A 24304-nucleotide genomic window follows, 5' to 3' on the forward strand; every position below is an offset into this window, starting at 1 on the left:
CGGCATGGCATCAGGCCGCCGCCGATCATGCCGGAAAGTACACCGGATCCGCCTCGGGCGACCACGGCTTGACCGGCGCCATGACCGCGGCGAACAGCGGTGATGCCAGATAGGCCTCCAGCCACGGCCGCAGGTGCGCCAGTTCCAGCCCGGCAAACCACGCCCGGTCGACCGCGGCGAATTGCCGGACGAACGGGACGATGGCGGCATCGGTGAACCCGCGCGCGGCCCCGCCCAGAAACGGCGCCCGCGCCAGCCGGGCGTCCAGTTCGCCAAGGAACGCCAGCCCGCGCGCGCGGTGCCGCGCCGCGTCGGCATCGTGCCGCTCGGGATACTTGTAGCGGTCGAGGTCATGCTTGAACGCGCCGTCGTTGACCGCGATCAGCGCGGCATCCTCACGCCCCAGCCAGCCTTCCGGATCGCGGCCCGCCAGCGCCAGGCGCATGATGTCGAGGCTCTGCTCGGCGACCGTGCCGTCCGGCAGCACCAGCACCGGCACGGTGCCCTTGGGCGAGGCCGTGAGCATGGCCTCCGGCTTGGCGGAGAGGCGCACTTCGCGCAGCTGGCAGCGCATGCCGGAGACCAGCAGCGCCAGCCGCGCCCGCATGGCATAAGGGCAGCGCCGGAAGCTGTAGAGGATAGGCTCGTTCATGATCGCTTGCCCATGACCGCGCGCCGCCGGCAATGCAAACGGCAAACGCTGCCCGCGCTCCCGGGGCGCCGTCGCGGCGCCATCGCGGCGCCTAGGCCGGCAGGCGGATCAGGGCGCGACCAGCCCCGCGCTCACCAGGCTTTCGCGCGAGATTTCGCCGATCGCGCGCGCGCCGGTCAGCGTCATCGCCACCCGCATCTCGCTGGCGACAAGGTCGAGCAGATTGGCGACCCCCGCCTCTCCCCCCAACGCGCCGCCCGCCGCCAGCGCATAGACAAAGGCGCGGCCGAGCATGACCGCATCGGCGCCCAGTGCCAGCATGCGCACCACGTCGAGGCCGGAGCGGATGCCGGAATCGGCCATGAGCGTCAGTTCGCCCTTCACCGCATCGGCAATCACCGGCAGGGCCCGCGCGCTCGACAGCACGCCGTCGAGCTGGCGGCCGCCATGGTTGGAAACGACGATGCCGTCGGCGCCGAAACGCACCGCATCGCGGGCGTCATCGGCATCGAGAATGCCCTTGAGCACCATCGAGCCCTTCCAGCTCTCGCGGATCCACTCGAGATCGCGCCAGCCGATCGACGGGTCGAAATTGGCGCCGAGCCAGCCGACATAGTCCTCCAGCGTGATCGCCTTGCCAAGATAGGCCGAGACATTGCCGAGGTCGTGCGGGCGCCCCATCAGGCCCACGTCCCAGGCCCAGCCGGGATGGGTCACCGCCTGCAGCATCCGCCGCATCGCCGCGTGGGGCCCGGACATGCCCGAATGGCGGTCGCGGTAGCGCGCGCCGGGTACCGGCATGTCGACCGTGAAGACCAGCGTGCGCACGCCCGCCGCCCAGGCCCGGTCGAGCGCGTTCTGCATGAAGCCGCGGTCCTTGAGCACGTAGAGCTGGAACCACATCGGCCGGTCGATCGCCGGCTGCACTTCCTCGATAGGGCAGACCGAGACCGAGGACATCGTGAAGGGAACCCCGCGCGAGGCCGCCGCGCGGGCTGCCTGCACCTCGCCGCGCCGCGCATACATGCCGGTGAGGCCGACCGGCGCCAGCGCCACCGGCAGCGCGAAGTCCTCGCCGAACACGCGGGTGGACAGGTCCACCTGCCCCACCCCCTTCAGCACCCGCTGCCTGAGCGCAAGATCCTGCAGGTCCGCCATGTTGCGCCGCATCGTCTGCTCCGCATAGGCACCGCCGTCGATGTAGTGGAACAGGAACGGCGGCAGGTGGCGGCGGGCCGCCTCGCGGTAGTCGGTGGTGGAGGAGATGATCATGACGGGGCGTCCTCGGTGTTCCTGATGTGTCGTAGCGCCTGCGCCGAGCGCTGCTGGCGGGCGGCATCGCTCTCGATGTCCTCCAGCCGGTTCTCGACGTAGCGCAGGTGGGCAATGGCGGCGGCGCGCGCCGCCTCGGCATCCGCGCCCAGCACCGCTTCCATGATCCGGCGGTGCTGGAGATCGAGCTGGCCGGGCACGCCGGGCAGTCGGTAGAGCCGTGCCAGACTGTCGGAAATGCTGGTTTCGAGCAGCCCCTGCAGGCCGATCATGACCTGATGGAGCACGGCATTGTGGGCCGCGCGGGCAATCGCCATGTGAAAGGCGGCGTCGAGCCTGGCCAGCTCCAGCGGGGCCGCTGCCGCCCCGCTATCGCTCCGCTCCGACTGCAGCGCGCAGGACAGCACATCGCAGGCCGCTGCGATCCGCGCGCGGTCCGCCGCGTCGGCGCGGCGCGCGGCGAAGGCGGCGGCGTCGGCTTCCAGCGACTTGCGGATTTCCAGAACGTCGCGCCAGTAGCCGGCCTCGCCCCGGGCCAGCGGCGCCAGTTCCAGCAGCGCATCGCGCAGCGGCTCGCCCTCCGGCGGCGCCGCGACGTAAGTGCCGCCGCCCTGGCGGCTCATCAGCAGCCCGCGCGAGGCAAGGTGCTTGATCGCCTCGCGCAAGGCCGAGCGCGACACCCCGAGGTCCGCCGCCAGCGTGCGTTCGGCGGGCAGCCGGTCCCCCGGGCCGAGCGCGCGGGCCGCGATCATCGCCTCGAGCCGGTCGGGCAAGGCGCTCACGCGGCGCTCCTTTCACCAGGAACGGGCAACGGGCACATCGGCTAATTGGTCCTACCATTATTCCCGAACAAACGGCGTGATTCGCTCTATCCGATAGTCTAAACGGCGGATCAAGACAAATTGGTAGGACCGAATGCACACCTTCCCTTCAGGCCCTTCCGGTCAGAACGATCCTCGCCGCCGCGAAACCGGGTTGATGCGCGGGGCGGCAGGCGTCAGGGTCGGCCGACCGTCATGACCGATCCTGCCGCCACTGCTTCCGCCCCGTCCCGACCCGCCGCCATCGCCCGCCCGCGCGCCCAGCGGTCCCAGGCGCGCACCCTGGTGCGCTGGGCGGCGCGGCGGCTGGAACTGCGCTCGTTCGGGCTGGTGCCGGAGCAGTTCAACCCTGCCGAGGGACTGCGCGCGGCGCTCGCGGTGGCGCTGCCGCTGAGCGTTGCGGTCGGCAGCGGCCACCCCGGCATGGGCTGGGCGGTGTTTGCGGCCTTCTGGACCTGCCTGTGCGACGCCCCCGGGCCGGACCGCCTGCGACGGCGCCTGCTCGGCATCTTCGTGGTCTGCGGCGCGCTGATCGCGCTGACCGGCTCGTGGATCGCCGCCGCCGCGCCCTTCGCGGGGATGATCGTCGGGCCGCTGTTTGTCTTCGCCGCCGTCCTGTGGTCGTCGCGCATCGCCTATGGCGGCCTGCTGGGCACGCTGCTGGCGGTCGTCGCGGTGGTCGCGGTGGGCTTCCGCCAGCCGCTGGCCCTGGCGAGCGTGCAGGCTGCGGCCTTCCTGGGCGGCGCGGCCTGGGCCTACCTGCTCATCAACCACCTCTGGCGGATCGACCCGCTGCTGCCGCTCGCCCGCGCCAGCGAGGCGGTCGTCATCCGCCTTCAGGACATGGCGGACAGCCTCGTGGTGCTGGGCGAGGGGCGACACCGGGACGACCGCTGGCACAGCGAACATGCCGAACACCGCCGCACCGTGCGCATGGCGATCGAACGCCTGCGGGCGATGCTGGAGCGTTATGCCGGCGATCCCGCGGCGACCGGCCCCTACGCCCGCGCCTGCGGTGCCGCCGAAACCCTGTTCGCGGCGCTGATCGCGCTCGACCAGGCCTACATCGACCGGATCGGCCCGGTCGGCGAACGGCTCGCCACCGCCCGCGCCTGCCGCACCACCCTGCTGGCCTGGCGCCTGACGCAGACCCGCGCGCACCACGAACCGCCTCCGCTGCTCTGGGCGGCGGCGCGGCTGGACCGGCTGCGACCGCGCCTGGGGGAAAGCCTGTTTGCCGGCTGCACGCTGGCTTTTGCCAAGGCGCTGGAAGGCCTTGCACATCCCGCCCCTGCGCCTCCGCCACCCGACCCGCCCGCACAAGGCATCGCGCCGCCCGCCCTGCGCCCGGCCCTGCGCCCGGCCCTGCGCCCGGCCCTGCGTCAGGCGCTGCGCCAGTCGGCCGGGCTGATCGCGGTCTATTACGCCGCCATCGTGCTCCACCTCGGCTATCCCTACTGGGCGGCGATGGCGGTTGTCGTCGTGCTGCAGGGCGGCGCGCGGGTGACCTGGACGCGCTGCCTCGAGCGCATTCTCGGCAGCCTGCTCGGCGGCCTGATCGCGATGGCGCTGCTGCTGGTGTTCCAAGGCCCGCTGGCGCTTTCGCTGCTGGCCCTGGCGCTCGCCTGCGACGCGATCGCGCTGCGCTCGGTCAACTACACCGCCTTCGTGGTGTTCCTGACGATGCTTTTCGTGATCGTCACCGAGATGCTCCAGCCCGGCGCGGGCATTGCCGGAGCGCGGATCATCGACAACGTGATCGGCAGCCTCGCCGCGCTGCTGGCGGTGTTCCTGCTCTGGCCGGACTTCGGCGCCTCGCTCAAGGTCCGGATCGCGGAGGGCATCGCCGCCAACCGTGCCTATTTCGACGCCGTGGAGGCGCGGGTGCCGGTCGCCGAGATCGAGGCCGCCCGCCGCCGCGCCGGGCTGGCCAGCGTCGAGGCGGAGATCGCCCTCCACGATGTCGGCCGCCTGCCGCGCCGCTTCCGCCTTGCCGAACAGGGCAGCGCCTTGCGCGACTTGCGCACGATTGCCGGGCAGGCGGCGATCGGCTGGCATCGGCGTCTCGGGCAGTCTGGCCTCGATGGCCAGCCGCGATGACCGGCAAATGGCGCCCCTCTTCCCCTCCCGCCCGTTTGGGTTCATGATTTCCGCCTGAGGAAGCGCGTTCAGAACGCTTTCGCATGGAGGCATGCATGATGAGCGGGATCAGGCAGCGTTATCTCGATGTGCTGGGATCGATCTACCTCTACAACGAACATCGCGGCTACACCGCGATCGACCGGGTGCTGCAGGCGGTGCGCGCCCGCTCTCCCGACGATCTGGACCTGATCCGCGCCATCGAGCAGCACCGCCGGGACGAACGCAAGCACTATGTGATGTTCCGAAGGTGGTTCGAACTGCGCGGAGTCATGCCGCTCGCGCTCGACCGCCGTTTCGGCCACATCGACCGCTTCGTCGAACTCGTCTTCGGGCGGACCATCGACCGGCTCGACACCCAGGCCGTGATCGACCGCGACGACCTGTTCGAGCGATTGTGCCGGGTGATCTCGCTGACCGAGCAGCGCGGCTACCGCCAGGTCGAGGCACTGCTGGCCAACCGCTTCGTGCGCAGCGATCCCGTGCTGATGCGGATCTTCCGCGTGATCCGCCAGGACGAGCCAAGCCACTGGGCCCCCTACGAGGGCTGGCTGGCACGGCGCCGCGCCCGCCCCTATCGCCGCCGCGAGCGCTGGACCGACACCTTCATCCATTCCGAACTGCTGTTCCTGAAACTGCCGGTCCTGTTCCTCAACCCGTTCAAGCGCCGACGGACCGACTGGCCGGATGCCGCCGATGCGCAAAGCGCCACCGGGAGCGCCGCTCCCGCCGGCCCCATCGCGCCGGGAACGGCGATGGAGCGATGAGCGAACCGCTGGCGCAGCCCGAAAGCGCGCCCCTGCCGGCGGCCGCCGGTCCCTCGCTCGCCGGCCGCCTGCTGTCCCGCCGGGTCGCCGCGATGCTGGCCCGCAACACGGCCGTCAGCATCGGCGTGTTCCTGGTGGGCCTGGGCATCCTGTGGCTGCTGGTGGAGCGGCTGGCGGTGGGCGCGGTGGGGGCTGCCGGCGTCAGTTTCCTGATTTCCAACTCGCTGCATTATGTCATTGGGCGTGCGTGGATATTTCCCGGAAGCGCGCGCGGAATGCATACCGGATACTTGCTTTTCCTGGCCAATTCGGGCCTCGGGCTGCTCCTCACCATGGCCCTCTTCGCCGCCCTGCTCTATTTCACGCCGATGCATTACCTGATCGCCCGTACCCTCGTTTCGGTCATTGCCGGGCTGGCCGTGTTCCTGCTCAACGCCGTTCTCAACTTCCGGCAGGTCTGACTCATGCGGATCGCCATTTTCTCCGGAAACTACAATTACGTTCGCGACGGCGCCAACCAGGCGCTCAACCGGCTGGCCGCCCATCTCGAAACGCACGAAGGCTGCGAAGTCCGCGCCTATTCCCCGGTGACCCAGACCCCGGCCTTCGAACCGTCCGGCACGCTGGTCCCGGTCCCCTCGGTCGCGCTGCCGCGGCGCCGGGAGTTCCGGCTGGCGCTCGGCCTGCCGCACGGCGTCCGCCGCGACCTGGAGCAGTTCCGGCCGGACATCATCCACGTATCCGCCCCCGACATTCTCGGCACCCGCGCCCAGACGTACGCCCTGCGCCGCGGCATCCCCGTCGTCGCCAGCATGCACACCCGTTTCGAGACGTACCTCGACTATTACCGGCTGGGCTGGCTGCGCCCGCTGATCTGCGCGCATCTCGACCGGTTCTACCGCCGCAGCCACCACGTGCTGGCCCCCACCCCCGCCCTTGCCGAGCAGTTCGCACGGCTGCGCGGCGACGATCACGTCAGCGTCTGGAGCCGGGGGATCGACCGCAGCCTGTTCCACCCCTCCCGCCGCGACATGGCATGGCGGCAGGCGCAAGGCCTGCGCGACGAGGACTTTGTCGTGCTGTTCTTCGGCCGGCTGGTGCTCGAAAAGGGTATCGCCACGTTCACCGCCGCGATGCGCGCCTTGCAGAAGGAGGTTCCCGCCCGCGCGCTGGTGGTCGGCGCGGGCCCGGCGGCCGCTGCCTTCGCCGCGCTTCCCGGAACGGTGATGACCGGCCATCTCGCCGGTGACGCGCTCGCCCGGGCGGTCGCCAGCGCCGATGCCATGCTCTGCCCCAGCACCACCGAGGCCTTTGGCAACGTCATCCTCGAAGCGATGGCCTCGGGCGTGCCGGTGGTCAGCGCCGATGCGCCCAGCGCCCGCATGTTGCTCGGTCCCGGCGATCAGCGGCAGGCTCCCGCCGGCTTCCTCTGCCCGCCCCAGGACGTCGCGGCCTATGCCGGCCGCCTTGCCGCGCTGGCCGCCGCGCCGGACGTGCGCCAGGCGATGGGCGCGGCGGCCCGCCGGGACAGCGCCGCCTATTCCTGGGATGCCGCCGGACGGAGCGTGGCCCGGATCTACCGTGCCCTGGCTCCCGGCGCGGCGGGGCAAGGCGACCAGACGAACGGGCAGGCCCGCATCCGCGCGGCAGGCTGAACGCAGGACGGGGAAACCATGGCGGACACCAGCGCACTCGAAGAAGAGCTCAAGCTCGAACTCTCGCCCTACGATGCCGACCTGCTGGCCGACCTCCTGACAGACCTGCTGGCCGACTGCGGGCTGGCGGGCGGTGCGCCCCGGCTGGTTTCCCAGGAATCGACCTATTTCGACACGCCGGACCATGCGCTGGCCCGCGCGGGCCTGTCGCTGCGGGTGCGGCGCAGCGGGCGGCGCCACAAGCAGACGATCAAGGCGGATGGAAGTGCCGCCGGCATGCTCGTGCGCAGCGAGTGGGAGCGCGAGATCGCCGGCAACCAGCCGGTGCTGGACGACGACAATCCGGTGACCGCCCTGCTCGGCCACCGCACCGCGCTGCTGGCGCCGGTCTTTGTGGTCGAGAACGAGCGGCGGGTGTGGAACCGCGACGGCATCGAGATCGCGCTCGATCAAGGACGGATCGTCGCGGGCGAACGTCTGGCGCCGCTCTGCGAGGTGGAACTGGAGCGCAAGGGCGCGGCGCTTGACGCGCTGTTCGCCCTTGCCCGCGAGATCGAGGCCCGGGTTCCCGCAAGGATCTGCGTGCTCAGCAAGGCCGAGCGCGGCTATCGCCTGCTGGCGGCGGCGGCGCCCGCGCCCAAGGCGGGGCGGATCCGCCTGACCCCGCAAATGAGCGTGGCGGATTCGCTCGCCCTGATCGTCGGCCACTGTCTCGGCCACTTTCACCGCAACCTGCCCGCGCTGCTCGACCATGGCGATGCCCATGCGCTGCATCAGGCCCGCGTCGCGATCCGGCGGCTGCGCTCGGCGCTCTCGCTCTACCGCCCGGTGGTACGGGACCCGCGCAAGGTGGCCCGCTTCCAGCGCGATCTGCAATGGCTGGCCGGAAAGCTGGGCGCCATGCGCGAGATCGACGTGCTGCTCGCGAACGACGACGATCCTGAGGCCCTTGCCCCGCTCTGCGCCGCCAGACGCAAGGCTGCGGGCGAAGCGGCGGCGGCGCTGCGCTCCAAGCGGTGCCGCCTGCTGATGCTCGACCTTGCCGAATGGATCGCGATCGGCCGCTGGCGCCGCGCCGCCCCCGAAGCTGCTCCGGGCGAACTGTCCCTCGGCGCCTTTGCCGCCGCGGTGCTGACCCGTCGCCGCAAGATCCTGCGCAAGCGCGGCCGCCATCTGGCGGGGCTCGGCGACGAAGCCCGCCATGACGTCCGCAAGGCCGCCAAGAAGCTGCGCTATGCGGCCGACTTCTTTGCCGCGCTCTATCCGCAGGAACGCGAAGGCCGCCGCGCCAGGCGTTTTGTCGCCCGCGTGGAACGGCTGCAGGAACGGCTCGGCACGCTCAACGACCGGGTCACCGCACCCGCGGTCCGCGCCCGCCTGGGCCTGGCGCCGCGCCGGGGTCCGACCGCCGATGCCGAAAAGGCCGAACAGGCCGAACAGGCCGAACAGGCCCGCCTGCTGCGTGCGGCCGCGAAGGATTACGACGAATTCGCAACCGCAAGGCCTTTCTGGCGTTGATGGGGTTGCGGGCGGGCTCGCGCCCCCCAATATCGACAGGCAATATCGTCCGAAAACCGTTCCATCGCCCCATTCATCGAAAGGATCCTCGACCGATCTGGCACTGGATTGACGAAAGCGGCAATCGCGCATAGCCGCATTTCCAGCGGCAAACGCGCATAGCCGCATTTCCAATGGCAATCGAACATTGCCGCCCGACCTGCGGCGCCCCCCGGCAAGGCCGCTCAAGCAACTGCCGCCCCCCGCGCGATCCGCCCCCTCGATTCTCCGTCGAGACCGCGCCGGGAGCCTGCTCTACTCTGCAAGGTTGGCCCCGCATCCGGCGGCCACCCGACAAGGACGATCGAATGAGTCTGACGGCCGCCGCTGTCGTATTGATGATGGGTTCCGCGCTTCCTGAAGGGGGCGACCTTCCCCAGACCGATGCCGCCCCCGCCGCCCAGCCCGCCGCAGGGGCTCCGGTCGCGAGGACTCCGGTCACTGGCGGGCCGGTCAGCGTCCCCCTGCCCGCCTTCGCCGCATCCCCGGTGCCCCTGATCGATCCCGCTGCCGCGACGGCCGGACAGCAGGCCCAACAGCAGGCCGGTGTGCCGGCCGGCGAGCCGGGCGCCGACAACGAGACGATCGGCGACGACATTCTCGTCACCCGCCGCAAGCCGCCGCCGCCGGGCGACCCGCTGGAGCGCATCAACGAACAGTCGTTCAAGGCCGTGCAGGCGGTCGATAGCGCGGTGGTCGAACCTGTCGCCAAGGCCTACAACAAGGGCCTGCCGCGCCCGATCCGCCAGGGCCTGCGCAACTTCTTCACCAACCTGGGCGAGCCGGTGGTCTTCGTGGCCTTCCTGCTCGAACTCAAGCCCGGCAAGGCGATGGAGACCGTGGGACGCTTCGCGATCAACACCACGCTGGGCGTCGGCGGCGTCATGGACGTGGCCAAGCGCAAGCCCTTCCACCTGCCCTATCGTCCCAATGGCCTCGCCAACGTGCTGGGCTATTACGGCGTCGGCCCCGGGCCCTACATGTACCTGCCGATCATCGGCCCGACGACACTGCGCGACCTGATCGGCGATTCGGTGGACAACCTTGCCTCCCCCGCCCTGCTCGGCAAGCCCTTCACCAAGCCGGAAGTGGCGCTGCCGATGATCGTGCTCAACCAGCTTGGCGAGCGCGCCGCCTTCGACGACGAGATCAACAAGATCCGCAAGGAAGACCGCCCCTACGCCGCCTATCGCGAACTCTACCTGCGCCAGCGCAAGGCCGAGATCGAGGCGCTGCATGGCCGCACCCTGCCCGATGTCGTGCCGGTCTACGGCCCCAGCATGCGCACCGCCGGCGGCAAGACGGCCGCAGAACCAGCGCAGGAACCAGCGGGCCAGGATGCGACAGGCCAGGCACCGGCAGCCCAGCCGGTGCAACCCGCGGTTCCGGAACCTGCAGCCGCACCCGCACCTGCCCCCGCCCCCGTCCAGATGATCTCCCAGCCGGTCGTCCAGCCGATCCCGCAACCTGCAGCCTAGAGCGTTTTTCGAACGGAGTGGAACACGCAGTGACCCGGAAGAACGCGGAAAACAAAGAATCTGTAGCGCCCGATCTGATTCAATCAGATCGGGAAACGCTCTAGTCGGCGCCGTGGCAAGCAACCTCGCCCCCGATGCCCCGCGCAATCTCCTGGCCGTCGCGCCGGGGGACGAGGCGCAGGAACGCTTCGAGGACCTGCTGCGCGCGCCGGGCGTGAGGATCGAGCGGATCGTCTCGCACGGCCAGACCACCCCGCCCGACCAGCCCTACGTGCAGGACTGGGACGAATGGGTGCTGGTGCTCGAAGGGGCGGCCGAACTGCTGCTGGACGGCACCGACCGCCGCACACTGGCAGCCGGCGAGCACCTGATGATCCCCGCCGGCATGCCGCATCGCGTCACCCAGACCGCCAGCCCCACCATCTGGCTCGCGGTCCACATCGGCGAGGCCTGAGAGGCGCCCCTTTGAAACATGCCCCAAAGGGGCATTTTCAGCGCGGCCCCGGCCCACTCCCCCACCCGAACTCCCTTACCCCAGTTCGATCTCGTCGAACCGGCGCCAGCGGTAGATCGCATAGCTCGCCAGCCAGCAGGCCACGAACAGGCCGATGATCAGGAAGCCGAGCATGTTGAAGCGCTCCGACAGCGCCCGGGCGCCGTCCCAGGGCTGACCCTGGAGCGCCAGCTTCTCGGCGAACAGCCCGGCAGTCTGGATCGAGCCGATCACCAGCGCCACCAACGCCGAAATCGCCGTGATCGTGATGTTGTAGTAGAGCTTGCGGATCGGCTTCACGAAAGCCCATTCGTAGGCGCCCAGCATGATGACGCCGTCGGCGGTGTCGATCAGCGCCATGCCCACCGCGAAGAGCACCGGCAGGACCAGCAGCGTGCCGAGCGCGATGCCGTCCGCCGCATGGGCGCCCGAAAGACCGAGGATGGCGACTTCGGTGGCGGTGTCGAACCCCAGCCCGAACAGGAAACCCAGCGGCGCCATGTGCCAGCTCGATCGCACCAGCCGGAACAGCGGGCGCAGGATCCGCGCGATCAGCCCGCGCCCGGCCAGCAGGATGTCGAGGTCGTCCTCATTCGGCATCTCGCCGCGCCGCGCCTGCCGGAACCGCATCCAGACCCCGCGCAGGATCGCCAGGTTCATGATCGCGATGGTGAACAGGAAAGCGGCGGAGATGACCGTGGCGATCACCCCGCCCGCCTCGCCGATCGCCTCGAAGTCGGACAGGGTGCTGGCGGCAATCGCGATCGTCGTCGCCGCGACGAGGACGATCGCGGAATGGCCGATCGCGAACCACAGGCCCACCGTCAGCGGGCGCTGCCCGTCCTGCATGAGCTTGCGCGTCACATTGTCGATCGCGGCGATGTGATCGGCATCGACCGCGTGGCGCAGGCCCAGGCTCCAGGCCAGCAGCGCCGTGCCCAGCATCAGCGTATTGCCGTGAAAGGCGGCAAAGGCCCAGACCCAGGCCAGGACATTGGCGGCGATCAGCGCCGCGAACACCGCCGTGATGCGGCGGCGCAAGGTGAAGGAAAGGAAACCCATGAAAACCCCGTCGGCGCCAGCGAAACCGGGCGGGGAGCCTGCCGCGCCTGCGGCCGGCATCGCCGTGCCGGACGGACGCCACCTGACGCCCGGCACGAATGCCGGTGCGGCCCCCGCCGCACATGCGTCGCTCAGACGGAGTTTCCGTGCCGCGGCCATCCCCTGGACCAAGGCAAGAGCGACCATGCGCCGGCAGGTCTCCTGGCTCGCGGGTCATCGCTTGATGCACGGCCTTCCCGGGCCTCGCAGGATTTAGCGTCCGGCCCAGTGGCTGCGGCGAAGATCCTTGTCCCGCCGCGATATGCATCGCGCTCGCCGCTTACAGTTGCAGGGACAGCCACGGATTCGAGGGGGCCCCCCTCCCACCGCATTCCCTATTAAGCCCCTTTCGGGGCACCGGCGCGATCATGCCGAAACGTGCGTGAGCGCGGCTCGGCAGGTGCCTTGGTAGCGCCCGCCCGGCCCGCCCGCAAGCGCGCGCAGGTCATAACGCGATCTCCGGCTTGGCGGTCATCAGCCAGAAGATCACGATCACGCCCAGAAATGCGGGCCAGCCGAGCGCGAACCACCAGCGCGCCAGGCGGTGATAGCGCGGCGGCAAAGACGCGCCCTCGGGCGTGTCGTCGGCGATCCGGCGCATCGCGATCTGGATTCCCACGACCGGCAGCCAGCAGGCCCCCACCACCGCATAAAGCAGCATGGCCGCGACCAGCCAGCCGCTGCTCAGAGGAAAGCCCGCAAGCCGCGCCAGCCACACGCCGGTCACCGGCTGGACGATGACCGCAGGCGCGGTGAACAGCCAGTCCGCCAGCACGACATTGCGGTTCACCACCCGCCGCGCCGCAAGGCTCGTGCTGCGGTTCGCCATCCAGCCGTGGAAGGCCGTGCCGAGCCCGGTGCCCAGCAGCAAGGTGGAACTGAGGATATGGACCGTCTTGAGCAGGAAATAGTCAACCACGGCGCGCCTCCATCGCAAACAGGGCCAGCGACAGGCCGAGAACGGCCAGGTTCTTGACGAGCGGACCGAACGGATCGGCCCAGAGTTCGCGCGCGGCGGCGGTCAGGATCGCGGTATAGACCGCCATCAGCGCCGCCCCCGCGAGCGGCGCGCCGCGGCGGCGCAGGATCAGGCCGAGGCCCACCGCGATGTCCGCCAGCGATCCGGCCCAGAGCGCCGCCGTCGCGCCGGGTCCAGCAAGGCCGACACGGCCGAGCCACGGGGCAATCGTCGCGGTCGGCGCAAAGGCCAGCGAGACGATCCCGCCGCTCAGCCATACCATGGCCAGCAATCCCGTCAGCACCGGCGCCAACGCGCAGAGGCGGGCTTCGACGAGGTCCGCCGCGCATGCCGGCTGCCGGGCGAGCGCCTCGCCAGGCGTCATCGGGCAAAAGCCCAGCGCGGCGACGAACGGCGCGGATGGCGCGGTGTTGCCCGCCGCCAGCATCGTCAGGCTCTCCCGCGTGGCCGGACCGATGCCGAGCCGGGCGACCAGCGCCAGCAGCGGTTTCGGCAAGGCGAGCTTGGGCGCCCGCCCCAGCCCCAGCCAGCCGCGCAGCGCTTCGGTCAGTTCATCGGTGCTGACCGCCTGTGGCCCCACGGCATCGAGCAGGCAGGCCAGCGGGCCGGGCCGCTCCAGCAGCCGCAGGACCGCCCGTGCCAGATCGTCGATATGGATCGGCTGCACCTGCCAGCGCCCGGCCCCGAGCCGGGGCATGAGCGGCAGCACCGCCAGCGCCGTGAACAGCGCCGTGCTCGCCCCGCCGCGCCCCATCACCAGCGAGGGCCGCAACACCGCCCAGCCCATCCGCTCGCCCGCCGGATCGAGGGCGATGAGGTGATCGTCCGCCCGCTTCTTGCTGCGGTGGTAGGCGGTCACCCCGCTCTCGTCGGCGCCGAGCGAGGAGATCTGGATCACCCTGCCCACCCCCGCCGCCAGGCAGGCATCGAACAGCGCCCGCGCGCCCTCGTCGTGGACCCGCGCATAGTCGGCGCGGTTGCCGATGATCCCGGCGCAGTTCACCACCGCGTCGATGCCGGCAAGGCGCGGCGCCCAGTCCGCCACGGTGTCGTGGGCAAGGTCGCAGACGAGAGTCTCGGCCATGGGAAAGGACCGCGCCAGCCGCTCCGGCGCGCGCGCGGCCAACGTCACGCGCGCACCGGCGGCCAGCAGGCGGGCGGCGACATGGCGGCCGATGAAGCCGCCCGCCCCGACGATCAGGACATGCATCGCCGCCGCCCTCACGCGTCGCGGCGCGGGCTGCGGGTCCAGACCGCACAGCCCATGCCGACAAGCGCCAGCAACACGCCCATCAGCGCGCTCGTCATTGTGCCGCGAATAAGGTCCGCCGGACTAGTGGCCAGATCGCTGAGCGACACGAACAGCATCGGCGTGGCGACCATCATCACCATCGACCAGACCGTCCAGAAGCGCGAGCGCTCCTCGGTGCCGCACAGTTCGGCCAGGAGGATCGACAGCGGCCGCCACAGGACGACGGCGGCGAGCGTGGCGACCAATGCGGTCAGGGCATAAGTGATGAGCAAGGCAGAGATCGGTTCCAGCATGGCTTGGGTTCCCTTGGTCGGCCCGCCGGGGATCGGCAGGCGTGAAAGGAGAATTGCAACGGCCGTGCCAATTGGCCCGCCAATTGCTCTGCCCATGCCCTGGCCCCATGCTCTGGGCCGTGAATTCGCCGAAACGCGCAGCCCGGGCGCAGAGCGAAATGTAAACGATGTAAACAGGAAGCCGTGGTATGGTGTTAACGATGGATACAGCACTCGGCATCCTTGCCTATGTCGGCGCGCTCGCGCTGACCGCGCTCGCCAGCCTGCTGCTGGCTGTCTTCGTGGCGCTGCGCGCGCGAATGCTGCCGGGTGGACGGCTGCTGGTGGTGTTCCTTTGCGGTGTTGCCCTCTGGAGCATCGCGCAGGCCGCACCGGCGCTGCTTGGCCCCGCCTCGGGGACGTTCAGCACCGTGTGTGTCGCGCTCTCCCCGCTCCCCGCCGCAGCCTTTGTCCATCTGGTATTTGCCTATGCCCGCTGTGCCGGCGAGCGCCCGGTCGCCATCGCCGCTTATGCCGCTGCGCTCTTCGCGGTCACGGTCGGGCTGGTGTTTGGCGTCGGCGCGGTCGTACCATGGCGAGGTTTTCCGGGCTTTTTCGTGCCCTCGCCCTGCGGCTGGGGCGTGCTGGGGGCAGCCGGCTTGCTCTCCCTCACCGGGCACCTGCGCCTGCTCCAGACCTGGCTGGGACAACGCCGGGCGAGCGGCGAAATCCGCCGCCAGAGCGAGCAGGCCCGCGCCGTTTTCGTGGCAAGCGGCCTCGGCCTTGTCGCCCTCACCGGCTTCGCGTTTCCGGCGCTGGGGATAGCGATCTACCCCTTCCCGGTGCTGCTGCTGCCGCTCTATTCGGTGGCGCTGGTCTACGGCATCGTGCGCCACCGTTTCATGGCCGTCGACCTCTGGGCGCGCCGTGCTCTCGTGTGGGTGCTGCTGCTGGCGGGCGCCGGCATGGCCAGCGCGCTGATCGCCGCGCTGCCGCTGGCGCTGGCCGGTCGCCCCGCCGGTTTCCTGGCGACCTGGAGCGCGCTCGCCGCCACGCTGCTGCTGGGCATGGCGGTGCTGACGCCGATGAAGCGATGGGTCGACAGGCTGGTCTTTCCCGGCGGCCAAGTCAGCGAGACCGATATTGCCACATGGCGCGACCAACTGGCCGAGCCGACCGACGCGGCGGGCCTTGCGGCACAGGCCAACACCCTGCTGCGCACCCGCCTCGGCCTGCCGGAAGACGGCCCCCACCTCGTGCTGGCAGGCGAGACGGTGACGCTGTCCGGGTGGGACGACGCCCCGCTTGCCACCCGCCACATCGCCGAGCGCCTCGCCGCGCTGGTCGGGGAAGCCGCCCGCCGCCTGACCGCCGCGCAGCGGCTCGTTGCGGAGGAACGCGAGGCCCGCCTTGCCGAAATCGGCGCGCTCGCGGCAACCGTCGCGCATGACCTGCGCAATCCGCTGGGCATCGTCGCCATGGCTGCGACCGCCGCCCCCGCCGATGTCCGCGGCGAGATCGCCGAACAGGTGGCCCGCATGAACCACCTCATCACCGACATCCTCGACTATGCCAGGGCCTGGACCGTCAGCCCCCGCCCGCTCGACGTGGCGATGCTGGCAGGGCGCTTCGGGATCGAGGCGCAGGTGCCCGCAGGCATGACCGTCACCGCCGACCCCATGGCGCTCGACCGGGCGCTGGCGAACCTCGTCGACAATGCGCGGGCGCTCGGCAACAGGGTCGCCCTGATCGCCGAGCCCGGCCCGCCCGCCACGGTCGACATCTGCGACGATGGCCCCGGCATTCCCGCCGAGATCGCCGACAGCCTGTTCCGCCCCTTCGTCTCGCGCCGCCCCGGCGGCACCGGGCTCGGCCTCGCCATCGTCCGGCGCGTGATGGAGGCGCATGGCGGCACCGTCACGCTCGCCGCGCGACCGGGCTGGTCCACCTGCCTGCGCCTCACTTTCGGAAACCCGACATGATCCTGCTTGCCGACGACGAACCCGCGTTCCAGCGCCTTACCGCCCAGTGGCTGCGCAGCCTGGGCCATGACGTCGAGACCGTGGGCGACGGCGATGCCGCCCGCGCCGCCTTTGCCCGCCTGCCCGCCGATGTCGTGCTGCTCGACCTCGCCATGCCGCCGCACCACGCCCCCGAAGCGGGGCTGGCGCTGATCCCCGCCTTCGCCCCGGCACCGGTGGTGGTAATGACCGGCCATGCCGACCACGCGCTGGCATTGAAGGCCATCGAGGCAGGCGCATGGGACTTTCTCGCCAAGCCGGTCGATCCCGACATGCTGCAAGTCGTTGTCGCACGTGCGGTGGAGCGGGCGCGGCTTGCCCGCGAGGTGGCGCAGCTCAAGGCGCAGTCGGTCGGCAGCGAGGACATGGGCCTGGCCGGCAGTTCCCCGCAGATGACCGCCCTGCGCGATCTGGTTCGCCGCGTGGCGCCCACGCCTCTGCCGGTCCTGGTGCTGGGACCGAGCGGCACCGGCAAGGAACTGGTCGCCCGCGCGCTCCACCAGGCATCGCCGCGCGCCGCCAGGCCGCTGGTACCGATCCACTGCGGCGCGGTGCCCGCGGACCTCCTCGAAAGCGAACTGTTCGGCCACCTCAAGGGCAGCTTCACCGGCGCCCATGCCGACCGCCCCGGCCTTGTCGAGACCGCCTCGGGCGGCACCCTGTTCCTCGACGAGATCGGCGAGATGCCCGCTGCCATGCAAGTGAAGCTGCTGCGTTTCCTGGCCGATGGAACCTATCAGCCGGTCGGTGCGCGGGCGATGCGCAAGGCCGACGTGCGCGTGGTCGCCGCCACCCACCGCGATCTCCAGGCCGCCGTCGCCGACGGCAGCTTCCGCGAGGACCTCTATTACCGCCTGCGCGGGGTCGTCCTGCGCACGCCGTCGCTGGATGAACGGCCCGGAGACGTGCCCCTGCTCGCCGCCCTGTTCCTGCGCCGTGCAGCGCAAGGCGAGGCGCGGTTCACCCCCGATGCCCTGACCTGGCTCACGGCGCGCCGCTGGCCCGGCAACGTGCGCGAACTGCGCGCCGCGGTCGAATGCGCGGCGGCATTGGCCCCGCGCGGCGCGGCGGGAATCGCCATCGCTGCGCAGGACCTTGCCTTCGCCACGGGAGAGGCCATCGCGGCGCCGGGTGCGCCGCCTGCCGTTCAGCCTCCGCAGTCGCTGGAGGCTGAAATCGCCGCGCTCGAACGCCTGCGCATTACCGAAGCGCTGGAACGGACCGGCCACAATCATACCCATGCCGCCCGCGAGCTGGGCCTGTCACGGGTCGGGCTGCTCAAGAAGATGGACCGGATGGGCCTGCGCTGAGGCGCCGGTCGGGTGCGGGGGCGGAAGCGGGAGCGGGCGGCGATTGATACAATTGTCCAGCTTGCGTGGCCTGGCTGTCGCTATTAATAATCACTCTCAATAGATAACGAGTCAGGCAGGACAGACATGAGGATCACGGCCGGTTCCAGCCCCGCGCGCCGGAACGTCACGGTGTTTTTACACCACCGCCGCGCCTTGCGCTGAGCCCGTCTCGCGGCGTTTGCGGCGACCTGCCGCCAGCCGCTCGCACCTCGTTCTCCGTGGATCGAAAGCCATTCTCGGCCGTGATCCGCGCATCCATCGCAAATAATAATCATCTGCAACAAGGAGGCACCGTGTCCACTTCCCGTTTCCGTCATTCGTCCGCCACGGCAGCGCAGGCCTATCTCGCGCTGAGCTGCATCGGACTGGCGACAAGCGCCGCACCCGCGCTTGCACAGGACAGCACCGAAGCCGCTCCCGCGCGCCTCGGCGGCATGACCGTGTCCGATACCGCGATCGACGATGACGGCTACAAGGTCGACACCCTCTCCAGCCCCAAGGCCACCGCGCCGCTGATCGATACCCCGCGCTCGATCACGGTCATTTCCAGCCGGCTGCTGAGCGACACCAATTCGACCTCGCTCGCCGAGGCGCTGCGCACCGTGCCGGGCATCACCATGGGCGCGGGCGAAGGCGGCAACGCGCTGGGCGACCGTCCGTTCATTCGCGGCAGCGACAGCCAGGCCTCGACCTATCTCGACGGCGTGCGCGACATCGCCGCGCAGAGCCGCGAGACGTTCGCGGTGGAAGCCATCGAAGTCACCAAGGGTTCGGACAGCGTCACCAACGGTTCGGGCAATGCCGGCGGTTCGATCAACCTCGTCTCCAAGGCCCCCAGGGCCGACCGCTTCGCCCATCTCGACGCCAGCTACGGCAACGACGACTACAAGCGCGTCACCCTCGACGTGAACCAGCCGCTCAACGACTTCATCGGCGTGCGCATCAACGGCATGTGGCATGACCAGGACGTCGCCGGTCGCGATGCGGTGTGGCAGAAGCGCTGGGGCGTGGCGCCGTCCATCAAGTTCGGCCTGAACGGCCCGACCAGCCTGCAGCTCGACTGGTATCACCTTCATACCAGCGAACTGCCCGACACCGGCATTCCCTATCTCACCACCATCGCGAACCAGCCCAGCGCCAATTACCAGACCGCGCCCGCCGGCACCTCGGTTCGCGCGCGCGATGCCTATTACGGGCTGGCCGACCGCGATTTCCGCAAGACCACGGTCGACCAGTTCACCGCGCGCTTCCAGCACGAGTTCGACAACGGCCTGACCCTGCGCAACACCGCGCGCTTCTCGGATTCGAGCCAGAAGTACCTCTGGACCCAGCCGGACGATTCCAAGGGCAACGTCTACACCTACGGCACCGTCTCGCGCCGCGTGAACTCGCGCTATTCCGAGCAGCAGGGCCTCGTCGACCAGCTTGACCTCTCGGGCAGGTTCGCCACCGGCATGCTGGAGCACAGCTTCACCGCCGCGCTCGAATACAGCTGGCAGAAGTCGGGCTATGGCAGCTACTACGCCAACAGCACCAGCTATGACGCCCTGCCCACCGCGGTCACCTGCGCCACCGCCACTGCGGGCAGCAACGCGATCTGCACCGATCTCGCCAATCCCAACCCCTACGACAGCTGGACCGGCTCGATCGTCAAGGGCCCGGCCAACTCGCGCACACTGGCGAACAGCGAAACCTATTCGGCCTCGCTGTTCGACACGATCAGCCTGGGCGAGCACTGGAAGCTGAACATCGGCGGCCGCTACGACCACTACGACACCGACGCCTCGGCAGCCGTTGCCAAGCCCTTCACCGCCGCCCGCACCTGGCAGCACCGCACCGACGACCTGTTCACCTACCAGGCGGGACTGGTGTTCAAGCCGGTGTCCAACGGCACGATCTATGTCTCGACCGCCACTTCGGCGATCCCGCCGGGCTCGTTCCTTGCCCAGGGCAGCGAAGATAACGGCCTGACGACCGCCGGCGTCAGCACCGACGATCTCAAGGTCGCCAAGACCACGAGCTATGAAGCGGGCACCAAGTGGAACCTGTTCGGCGAGGCGCTGGCGCTCAGCTTCGACGTGTTCCAGACCCGCACCACCAATGCCCGCACCACCAACCCCGACGGCGGCGTGCTCAATGTCGGCACCAAGCGCATTCGCGGTTTCGAACTGGGCTTCAGCGGCAACATCACGCCGGAATGGAACGTCTTCGGCGGCTACACCTACATGGATTCCAAGGTGCTCAACGCCGGCCTGACCGCCACCACCGGCACCGATGCAAGCGGCGCGGCGGCCAAGTACTACGCCCCGGCGGCCGCCACTGGCCACGCCTTCCCGAACACGCCGAAGAACAGCTTCACGCTGTTCACCAACTACAAGGTGACACCGCAGCTCACCCTGGGCGGCGGCGCCATCTACATGGACAAGGTCTACGGCGGCTTCTCGGATACCCGTACGTACACGAACGGCGTGTTCACCATCGTCAAGACCCGCGCGACTTACGTGCCCAGCTACTGGCGCTTCGATGCCAACGCCAGCTACGACATCACCGACACTATCGCGGTGCGCGTCAATGCGCTGAACATCACCAACAAGCTCTACTACGACCAGGCCTATTCGACCCACTATGCCCACCAGGCAGCGGGCCGTACGGTGATCGGCACGGTCAGCTTCAAGTACTGATCCGCAGTCCGGATCGATGCGCGGCCGGGGCGGGCAGAGTTCCCGCCCCGGTCATGCGATGCCGGCGCCGCCGCATTTCCGGCGGCCGCGCGCCCGGCTCGGGGCCGTTTCCAGTCTATAAATCCTCAGACGGCCCGCATCCTTGCGGGCGATGGATTTTCTGGAGGCATGTCATGAACGCCGGCACGGCAGGATTCTTTAGCGAGGTAAGCCGGCAACTCGGTGCCGGAAACGTCGGGCGGCTCGAAGCCCGCGGCCGCGAGATCCGTTACATGGCGCAAGGCTCGGGCTGGCGCTACGAAACGCTGCTCCAGAAGGAGCCCGAGACGATCGAGTGGATCGACAGCTTCCGCCCGGGCGAAACGCTGTGGGACATCGGCGCCAATGTCGGCATCTACAGCGTCTATGCCGGGGTGCGCGGCACCCGCGTCCACGCTTTCGAACCGCATTTCGCCAACTACTACCAGCTGTGCATCAACATCGGCCTCAACGGCCTGCAGGACCGCGTCACCCCGCTCTGCCTGGCGTTGACCGACCGCAAGGCGATCGCGGCGATGAACCTGGCCAGCGTCGACTTCGGCACCTCGATGAGCAGCTTCGGCGAAGCGCTCGATTTCCGGGGCAATCCTTACGCTCCCGCCTTCCGCCAGGGCATGGTCGGCCAGGACATCGACAGCCTGATCGGCGAATTCGGCATGGCGGTGCCGAACCACGTGAAGATCGACGTCGACGGCATCGAACTGCCGATCGTGCGCGGTGCCGCGCAGATGCTGGCGCGCGAGGAGGTCAAGTCGGTCTCGATCGAACTGATCGAAACCGACGCCGCGCAAGTGGATGAAGTGACCGAGATCCTCGCCTCTGCCGGGCTGCAGTTCCAGCACAAGAAACAGAATGCCGCGTTCGCGACCCCCCAGACGCGCGACGTGCTGAACTACCTGTTCCGCCGCGATGCCCCTGCCACCAGCGTGGCCGTGAACTGGGATCCCAGCCCCCCGGATGTCGATGTCGACGCCGTGGTCGCCGGCATCGTCGGCCGCATCGCCGAGGCCCCGATCGACGCCGTGCCCAGCGAGAACATCTACCTCGAAGAGGTCTTCCCCGCCGAACTCTACGCACAAATCGTCGCGCGGCTGCCCGCCGATCATGTGCTCGATCCCATCGTCCACCCCGATGCGGTAGCCGCCGACGGGCGCGTTACCCGCCGCCTGCTCGACCTTACCGAGGCGACGCTCGGCCGCATCGCGCCCCAGGACCGTGCGTTCTGGCAGACGATGACGCAGATCTGCACCCATCCCGCGCTGGCCGCCGCCCTCGTCGACAAGTTCGGAAAGACCCTGCGCGCCCGGTTCGGCGAGGAACTGCCCGAACTCGTCGCGGTGCCGCTGCTCTACCGGGACTTCCCCGGCTACCGCATCGGCATCCATCCCGATGCCGCCTCGAAGATCGCCACCTTGCAGTTCTACCTGCCCGCGGACGAGAGCCAGCGCCATCTCGGCACCAGCTTCCACACCCGCACGCCGCAGGGGTTCGCGGACTACAAGACCAACGACTTCAAGCCCAACGCCGCCTATTCCTTCGTCCGCAGCGAAGAAAGCTGGCACAGTGTCGGCGAACTGGGCCCGCTGGAACGCGCGCGCAACACGCTGGCGCTCACATTCTACATCAAGGGCCAGGAATACCGCTCCGAACCCGACATGATGATGGGCACGCCAGCACCTGCACCTGCTGCGGCTGCTTCGCCAGCCCCGCTTGCGGCCTCGATTGCCGAGGCGCCCGTCCCGGCGGCGCCGACGGTTCCGGACGCCGAGGACTACGTCCGGATCAACCGCCGCCTGCGCGAAGTCGCGGCGCGCTTCGCCCGGCACGAGGACGTCGCCCGGCTGATCCCGCCCGGCAGCGCGGCAGTCGCGCTCGATGCCTCCAGTGCCTTCTCGCGGCATGTCCTCGACCAGGGCCAGGCGGGCTATCTCTTCACCGTGGGCTGGGGCGAGTGCGAGAGTGAAGGCGTCCGCGACGAGATCGCGCGCTACAAGCAGGCATTGCTCGACCTCGATCCCTACCGTGAGCGCAATTCGCTGGTCCGCATGGGTTTTGCCGATGCCCTCGAGATGTTCGATCCCGAAACGCTCGACTTCATCCACGTCGACGCCTGCCTCCATGGCAGCGGCACGGCGGCGGAAAACCTGCTGGCCGACTGGTTCGCAAGGCTCCGTCCGGGCTGCATCCTTGCCGGAAACGGCTATGGGCCAGAACGTCCGGACATCGTCGCGGCCATCGACGTGCTCGTGACCACGAACGGCCTGGAACTCCACCGCATCGACGCCGGAGAAGGCGGCCCGACGCCGCGATACTCAGGATGGTTCGTGCTGAAACCGGAATGAAGCCGAAAGGTCCCCTGAACCCGCCCCCTCAATCCGGGACCTGAATCCGGGACCCGCAACCGAATGACAAGGCCGCGACCGCTCCCCCCGGTTGCGGCCTTTGCCGTTCGCCTTCAATCGCCGCGAACGGCCTCGTCCGATGCGCCCCGGCACCACAGCGATTGCAGGCGCAGCGCCGCAATCGCCGCCTCCCGCTCCCGCCCATGCAGCGCCACCAGCCCGAGATCGGCAGCACGGCCCGCCACCTTGCGCACGATGTCCCGCACCGCCGCTGCGGTCAGCCCGTGCTCGCCCACCACATAGTCGGTCCGCGCCGTCCGCGCCTGCCGCTCGCCAAGATGGCCATCGCCGGCGCGCGCATTCCAGGCGAGCTTGGCCAGGGGAACCGGGCTGCGCCCTTCCCTCCCCTTCGCACGGACGACGGCAACGCGGCGGAACAGCGCCCCTTCGGCAATGCCCGCCGCGCGGCACCAGCGGTCGACGCGCTGGAAGGTCTCGCCCGTCAGCACCCGCTCCGGAGCGCCGGCCAGCCGCAGCAGGCCCTGCCCTTCGGCACCGGGGACAACCTGCCGCGCCGCCAGCGCAAGGACCTGCGAGACCTTCAGCCCCGCCTCGCAGGCCACCGCCAGCAAGGCCGCATCCCGTAGACCCGGCGGCGTCTCCTCGCAGGCCTCCAGAAGGATCTCCAGCGTGAATGCCGGCTTGCGGCTGCTGACCTGCAAAGGCGCCGCCACGCCCTGCCCCGCCAGCTCCTTAAGCATGGCACGAAGCTGCGGCGATCCGGTCGGGTCCGCCAGCCCGGCGAGCCCATGCAGCGCCCGCAACGACGCGAGCCGCCGCCGGATGGTCGCTGGCTTTTGCCCATGCGCCCGGCAATCCTGCACGTAGGCCAGGACCTCGGCCGGATCTGCGGGCAGCAACCTGCGCCCATCGATGGGGCTCTCCATCCTGACGACGAAGGCCCGGTAATCGGAAAAGTCGTTGACCAGTGCCTTGAGGCTCGCAGGCGCGCGTGCCTCAAGGGCGGAACGCAAGTCGGCATCGGTGGCACCGGCATGTTCGCGCACGAGGGCGATGACTTGCGCCAGCCGGTCCGCTGCCTGCCCGCTGCCGCGCACCGGCACGTTCGCCTCACCCGGCGCATAGATGCTGACGATCCTGTCCAAACCGGCTTCCCGTACCTGCGCCCCGACGATGCAAGACACGCTTCTAGTGGTTCGCTTCCGACATTTGCTACCCTATCTGAAAGGGCGTGCTCAAATGCCAAAATCAATCCACTTGCACCGGCCTGAACTGATGACCGCTGATCGATGGGCTGTGTCGCCGAGTTGGCCCGCAAGTATCCCAGGCTATGAAGCTATCAGGCGCTCTGCGTTTGCCTGACGCAAAAAAGGCCCCTGTTACGGGGCCTTTTGTATTACTCGTATTGAG

General features: G+C 69.6%; 19 protein-coding genes and 1 riboswitch. Of the genes, 11 read left to right on the forward strand and 8 right to left on the reverse strand.

Going from position 1 to position 24304, the window contains the following annotated elements; all coding sequences use genetic code 11:
• Positions 1 to 25: 25 nt before the first annotated feature.
• The 3 genes from OKA11_RS14355 to OKA11_RS14365 form a co-directional block, all read right to left on the reverse strand.
• Entirely contained in the window at positions 26 to 652 is a 627-nt protein-coding gene (locus tag OKA11_RS14355) for a glutathione S-transferase (protein WP_267221454.1), read from the reverse strand.
• 108 nt (positions 653 to 760) lie between these two features.
• Positions 761 to 1924, reverse strand: coding sequence for an FMN-dependent L-lactate dehydrogenase LldD (lldD, locus tag OKA11_RS14360; protein ID WP_267221456.1), 1164 nt, complete (start codon positions 1922 to 1924; stop codon positions 761 to 763).
• Positions 1921 to 2706, reverse strand: a complete 786-nt coding sequence (locus tag OKA11_RS14365) for an FCD domain-containing protein (RefSeq protein WP_288805772.1) — start codon at positions 2704 to 2706, stop codon at positions 1921 to 1923. The genes lldD and OKA11_RS14365 overlap by 4 nt, the downstream gene beginning before the upstream one ends.
• 234 nt (positions 2707 to 2940) lie before the next feature.
• Here OKA11_RS14365 and OKA11_RS14375 point away from each other — a divergent pair, with 234 nt between their 5' ends.
• The 7 genes from OKA11_RS14375 to OKA11_RS14405 all read left to right on the forward strand — a co-directional run bounded on the left by OKA11_RS14375 (position 2941) and on the right by OKA11_RS14405 (position 10795).
• On the forward strand, positions 2941 to 4845 hold the full coding sequence (locus tag OKA11_RS14375; protein WP_267221459.1) for an FUSC family protein: 1905 nt from the start codon (positions 2941 to 2943) through the stop codon (positions 4843 to 4845).
• A gap of 95 nt (positions 4846 to 4940) precedes the next feature.
• Positions 4941 to 5651, forward strand: a complete 711-nt coding sequence (locus OKA11_RS14380; protein ID WP_267221461.1) for a ferritin-like domain-containing protein — start codon at positions 4941 to 4943, stop codon at positions 5649 to 5651.
• The gene (locus OKA11_RS14385; protein ID WP_267221463.1) at positions 5648 to 6112 is read left to right on the forward strand and encodes a GtrA family protein; all 465 of its coding nucleotides are present in this window, start codon (positions 5648 to 5650) and stop codon (positions 6110 to 6112) included. The genes OKA11_RS14380 and OKA11_RS14385 overlap by 4 nt, the downstream gene beginning before the upstream one ends.
• A gap of 3 nt (positions 6113 to 6115) precedes the next feature.
• Complete coding sequence (locus tag OKA11_RS14390) at positions 6116 to 7306, forward strand: glycosyltransferase family 4 protein (RefSeq protein WP_267221465.1); 1191 nt, start codon at positions 6116 to 6118, stop codon at positions 7304 to 7306.
• An 18-nt stretch (positions 7307 to 7324) separates the two neighbouring features.
• Positions 7325 to 8824, forward strand: coding sequence for a CYTH and CHAD domain-containing protein (locus OKA11_RS14395; protein WP_267221467.1), 1500 nt, complete (start codon positions 7325 to 7327; stop codon positions 8822 to 8824).
• Positions 8825 to 9171: 347 nt separating this feature from the next.
• Positions 9172 to 10341 carry an MlaA family lipoprotein gene (locus tag OKA11_RS14400; protein ID WP_267221469.1) on the forward strand — a complete coding sequence of 390 codons (1170 nt, stop codon included), beginning with the start codon at positions 9172 to 9174 and terminating at the stop codon, positions 10339 to 10341.
• Between the two features lie 112 nt (positions 10342 to 10453).
• Positions 10454 to 10795 (forward strand): cupin domain-containing protein, encoded by a 342-nt coding sequence (locus tag OKA11_RS14405; RefSeq protein ID WP_267221471.1) that lies wholly within the window; start codon positions 10454 to 10456, stop codon positions 10793 to 10795.
• Positions 10796 to 10870: 75 nt separating this feature from the next.
• On the opposite strand, the gene OKA11_RS14410 is transcribed toward OKA11_RS14405, so the two are convergent.
• The 4 genes from OKA11_RS14410 to OKA11_RS14425 all read right to left on the reverse strand — a co-directional run bounded on the left by OKA11_RS14410 (position 10871) and on the right by OKA11_RS14425 (position 14459).
• Positions 10871 to 11896, reverse strand: a complete 1026-nt coding sequence (locus tag OKA11_RS14410) for a HoxN/HupN/NixA family nickel/cobalt transporter (RefSeq protein WP_267221473.1) — start codon at positions 11894 to 11896, stop codon at positions 10871 to 10873.
• Between the two features lie 174 nt (positions 11897 to 12070).
• A riboswitch (cobalamin riboswitch) is annotated at positions 12071 to 12312 on the reverse strand.
• Positions 12313 to 12380: 68 nt separating this feature from the next.
• The gene (locus OKA11_RS14415; protein WP_267221475.1) at positions 12381 to 12854 is read right to left on the reverse strand and encodes a DUF2269 family protein; all 474 of its coding nucleotides are present in this window, start codon (positions 12852 to 12854) and stop codon (positions 12381 to 12383) included.
• Positions 12847 to 14124, reverse strand: a complete 1278-nt coding sequence (locus tag OKA11_RS14420) for an SDR family oxidoreductase (RefSeq protein WP_267221478.1) — start codon at positions 14122 to 14124, stop codon at positions 12847 to 12849. Before OKA11_RS14420 ends, OKA11_RS14415 begins: the two co-directional genes overlap by 8 nt.
• Positions 14125 to 14135: 11 nt before the next feature.
• Entirely contained in the window at positions 14136 to 14459 is a 324-nt protein-coding gene (locus OKA11_RS14425) for a hypothetical protein (RefSeq protein ID WP_267221480.1), read from the reverse strand.
• 200 nt (positions 14460 to 14659) lie between these two features.
• On the opposite strand from OKA11_RS14425, the gene OKA11_RS14430 reads away from it, so the two are divergent.
• The 4 genes from OKA11_RS14430 (at position 14660) to OKA11_RS14445 (ending at position 22873) form a co-directional block, all read left to right on the forward strand.
• Complete coding sequence (locus OKA11_RS14430) at positions 14660 to 16420, forward strand: sensor histidine kinase (protein ID WP_267221482.1); 1761 nt, start codon at positions 14660 to 14662, stop codon at positions 16418 to 16420.
• Positions 16417 to 17769: a sigma-54-dependent transcriptional regulator gene (locus tag OKA11_RS14435; protein WP_267221485.1), complete on the forward strand. Its 1353-nt coding sequence runs from the start codon at positions 16417 to 16419 to the stop codon at positions 17767 to 17769. The genes OKA11_RS14430 and OKA11_RS14435 overlap by 4 nt, the downstream gene beginning before the upstream one ends.
• Before the next feature lie 335 nt (positions 17770 to 18104).
• Entirely contained in the window at positions 18105 to 20492 is a 2388-nt protein-coding gene (locus OKA11_RS14440) for a TonB-dependent receptor (RefSeq protein ID WP_267221487.1), read from the forward strand.
• Between the two features lie 173 nt (positions 20493 to 20665).
• The gene (locus OKA11_RS14445; protein ID WP_267221489.1) at positions 20666 to 22873 is read left to right on the forward strand and encodes an FkbM family methyltransferase; all 2208 of its coding nucleotides are present in this window, start codon (positions 20666 to 20668) and stop codon (positions 22871 to 22873) included.
• A gap of 113 nt (positions 22874 to 22986) precedes the next feature.
• Here the strand turns inward: OKA11_RS14445 and OKA11_RS14450 are convergent, their stop codons facing one another.
• Complete coding sequence (locus OKA11_RS14450) at positions 22987 to 24039, reverse strand: site-specific integrase (RefSeq protein WP_267221491.1); 1053 nt, start codon at positions 24037 to 24039, stop codon at positions 22987 to 22989.
• Between the last annotated feature and the right edge of the window lie 265 nt (positions 24040 to 24304).

The organism is Novosphingobium clariflavum (assembly GCF_026420865.1).
GTDB lineage: Bacteria > Pseudomonadota > Alphaproteobacteria > Sphingomonadales > Sphingomonadaceae > Novosphingobium > Novosphingobium clariflavum.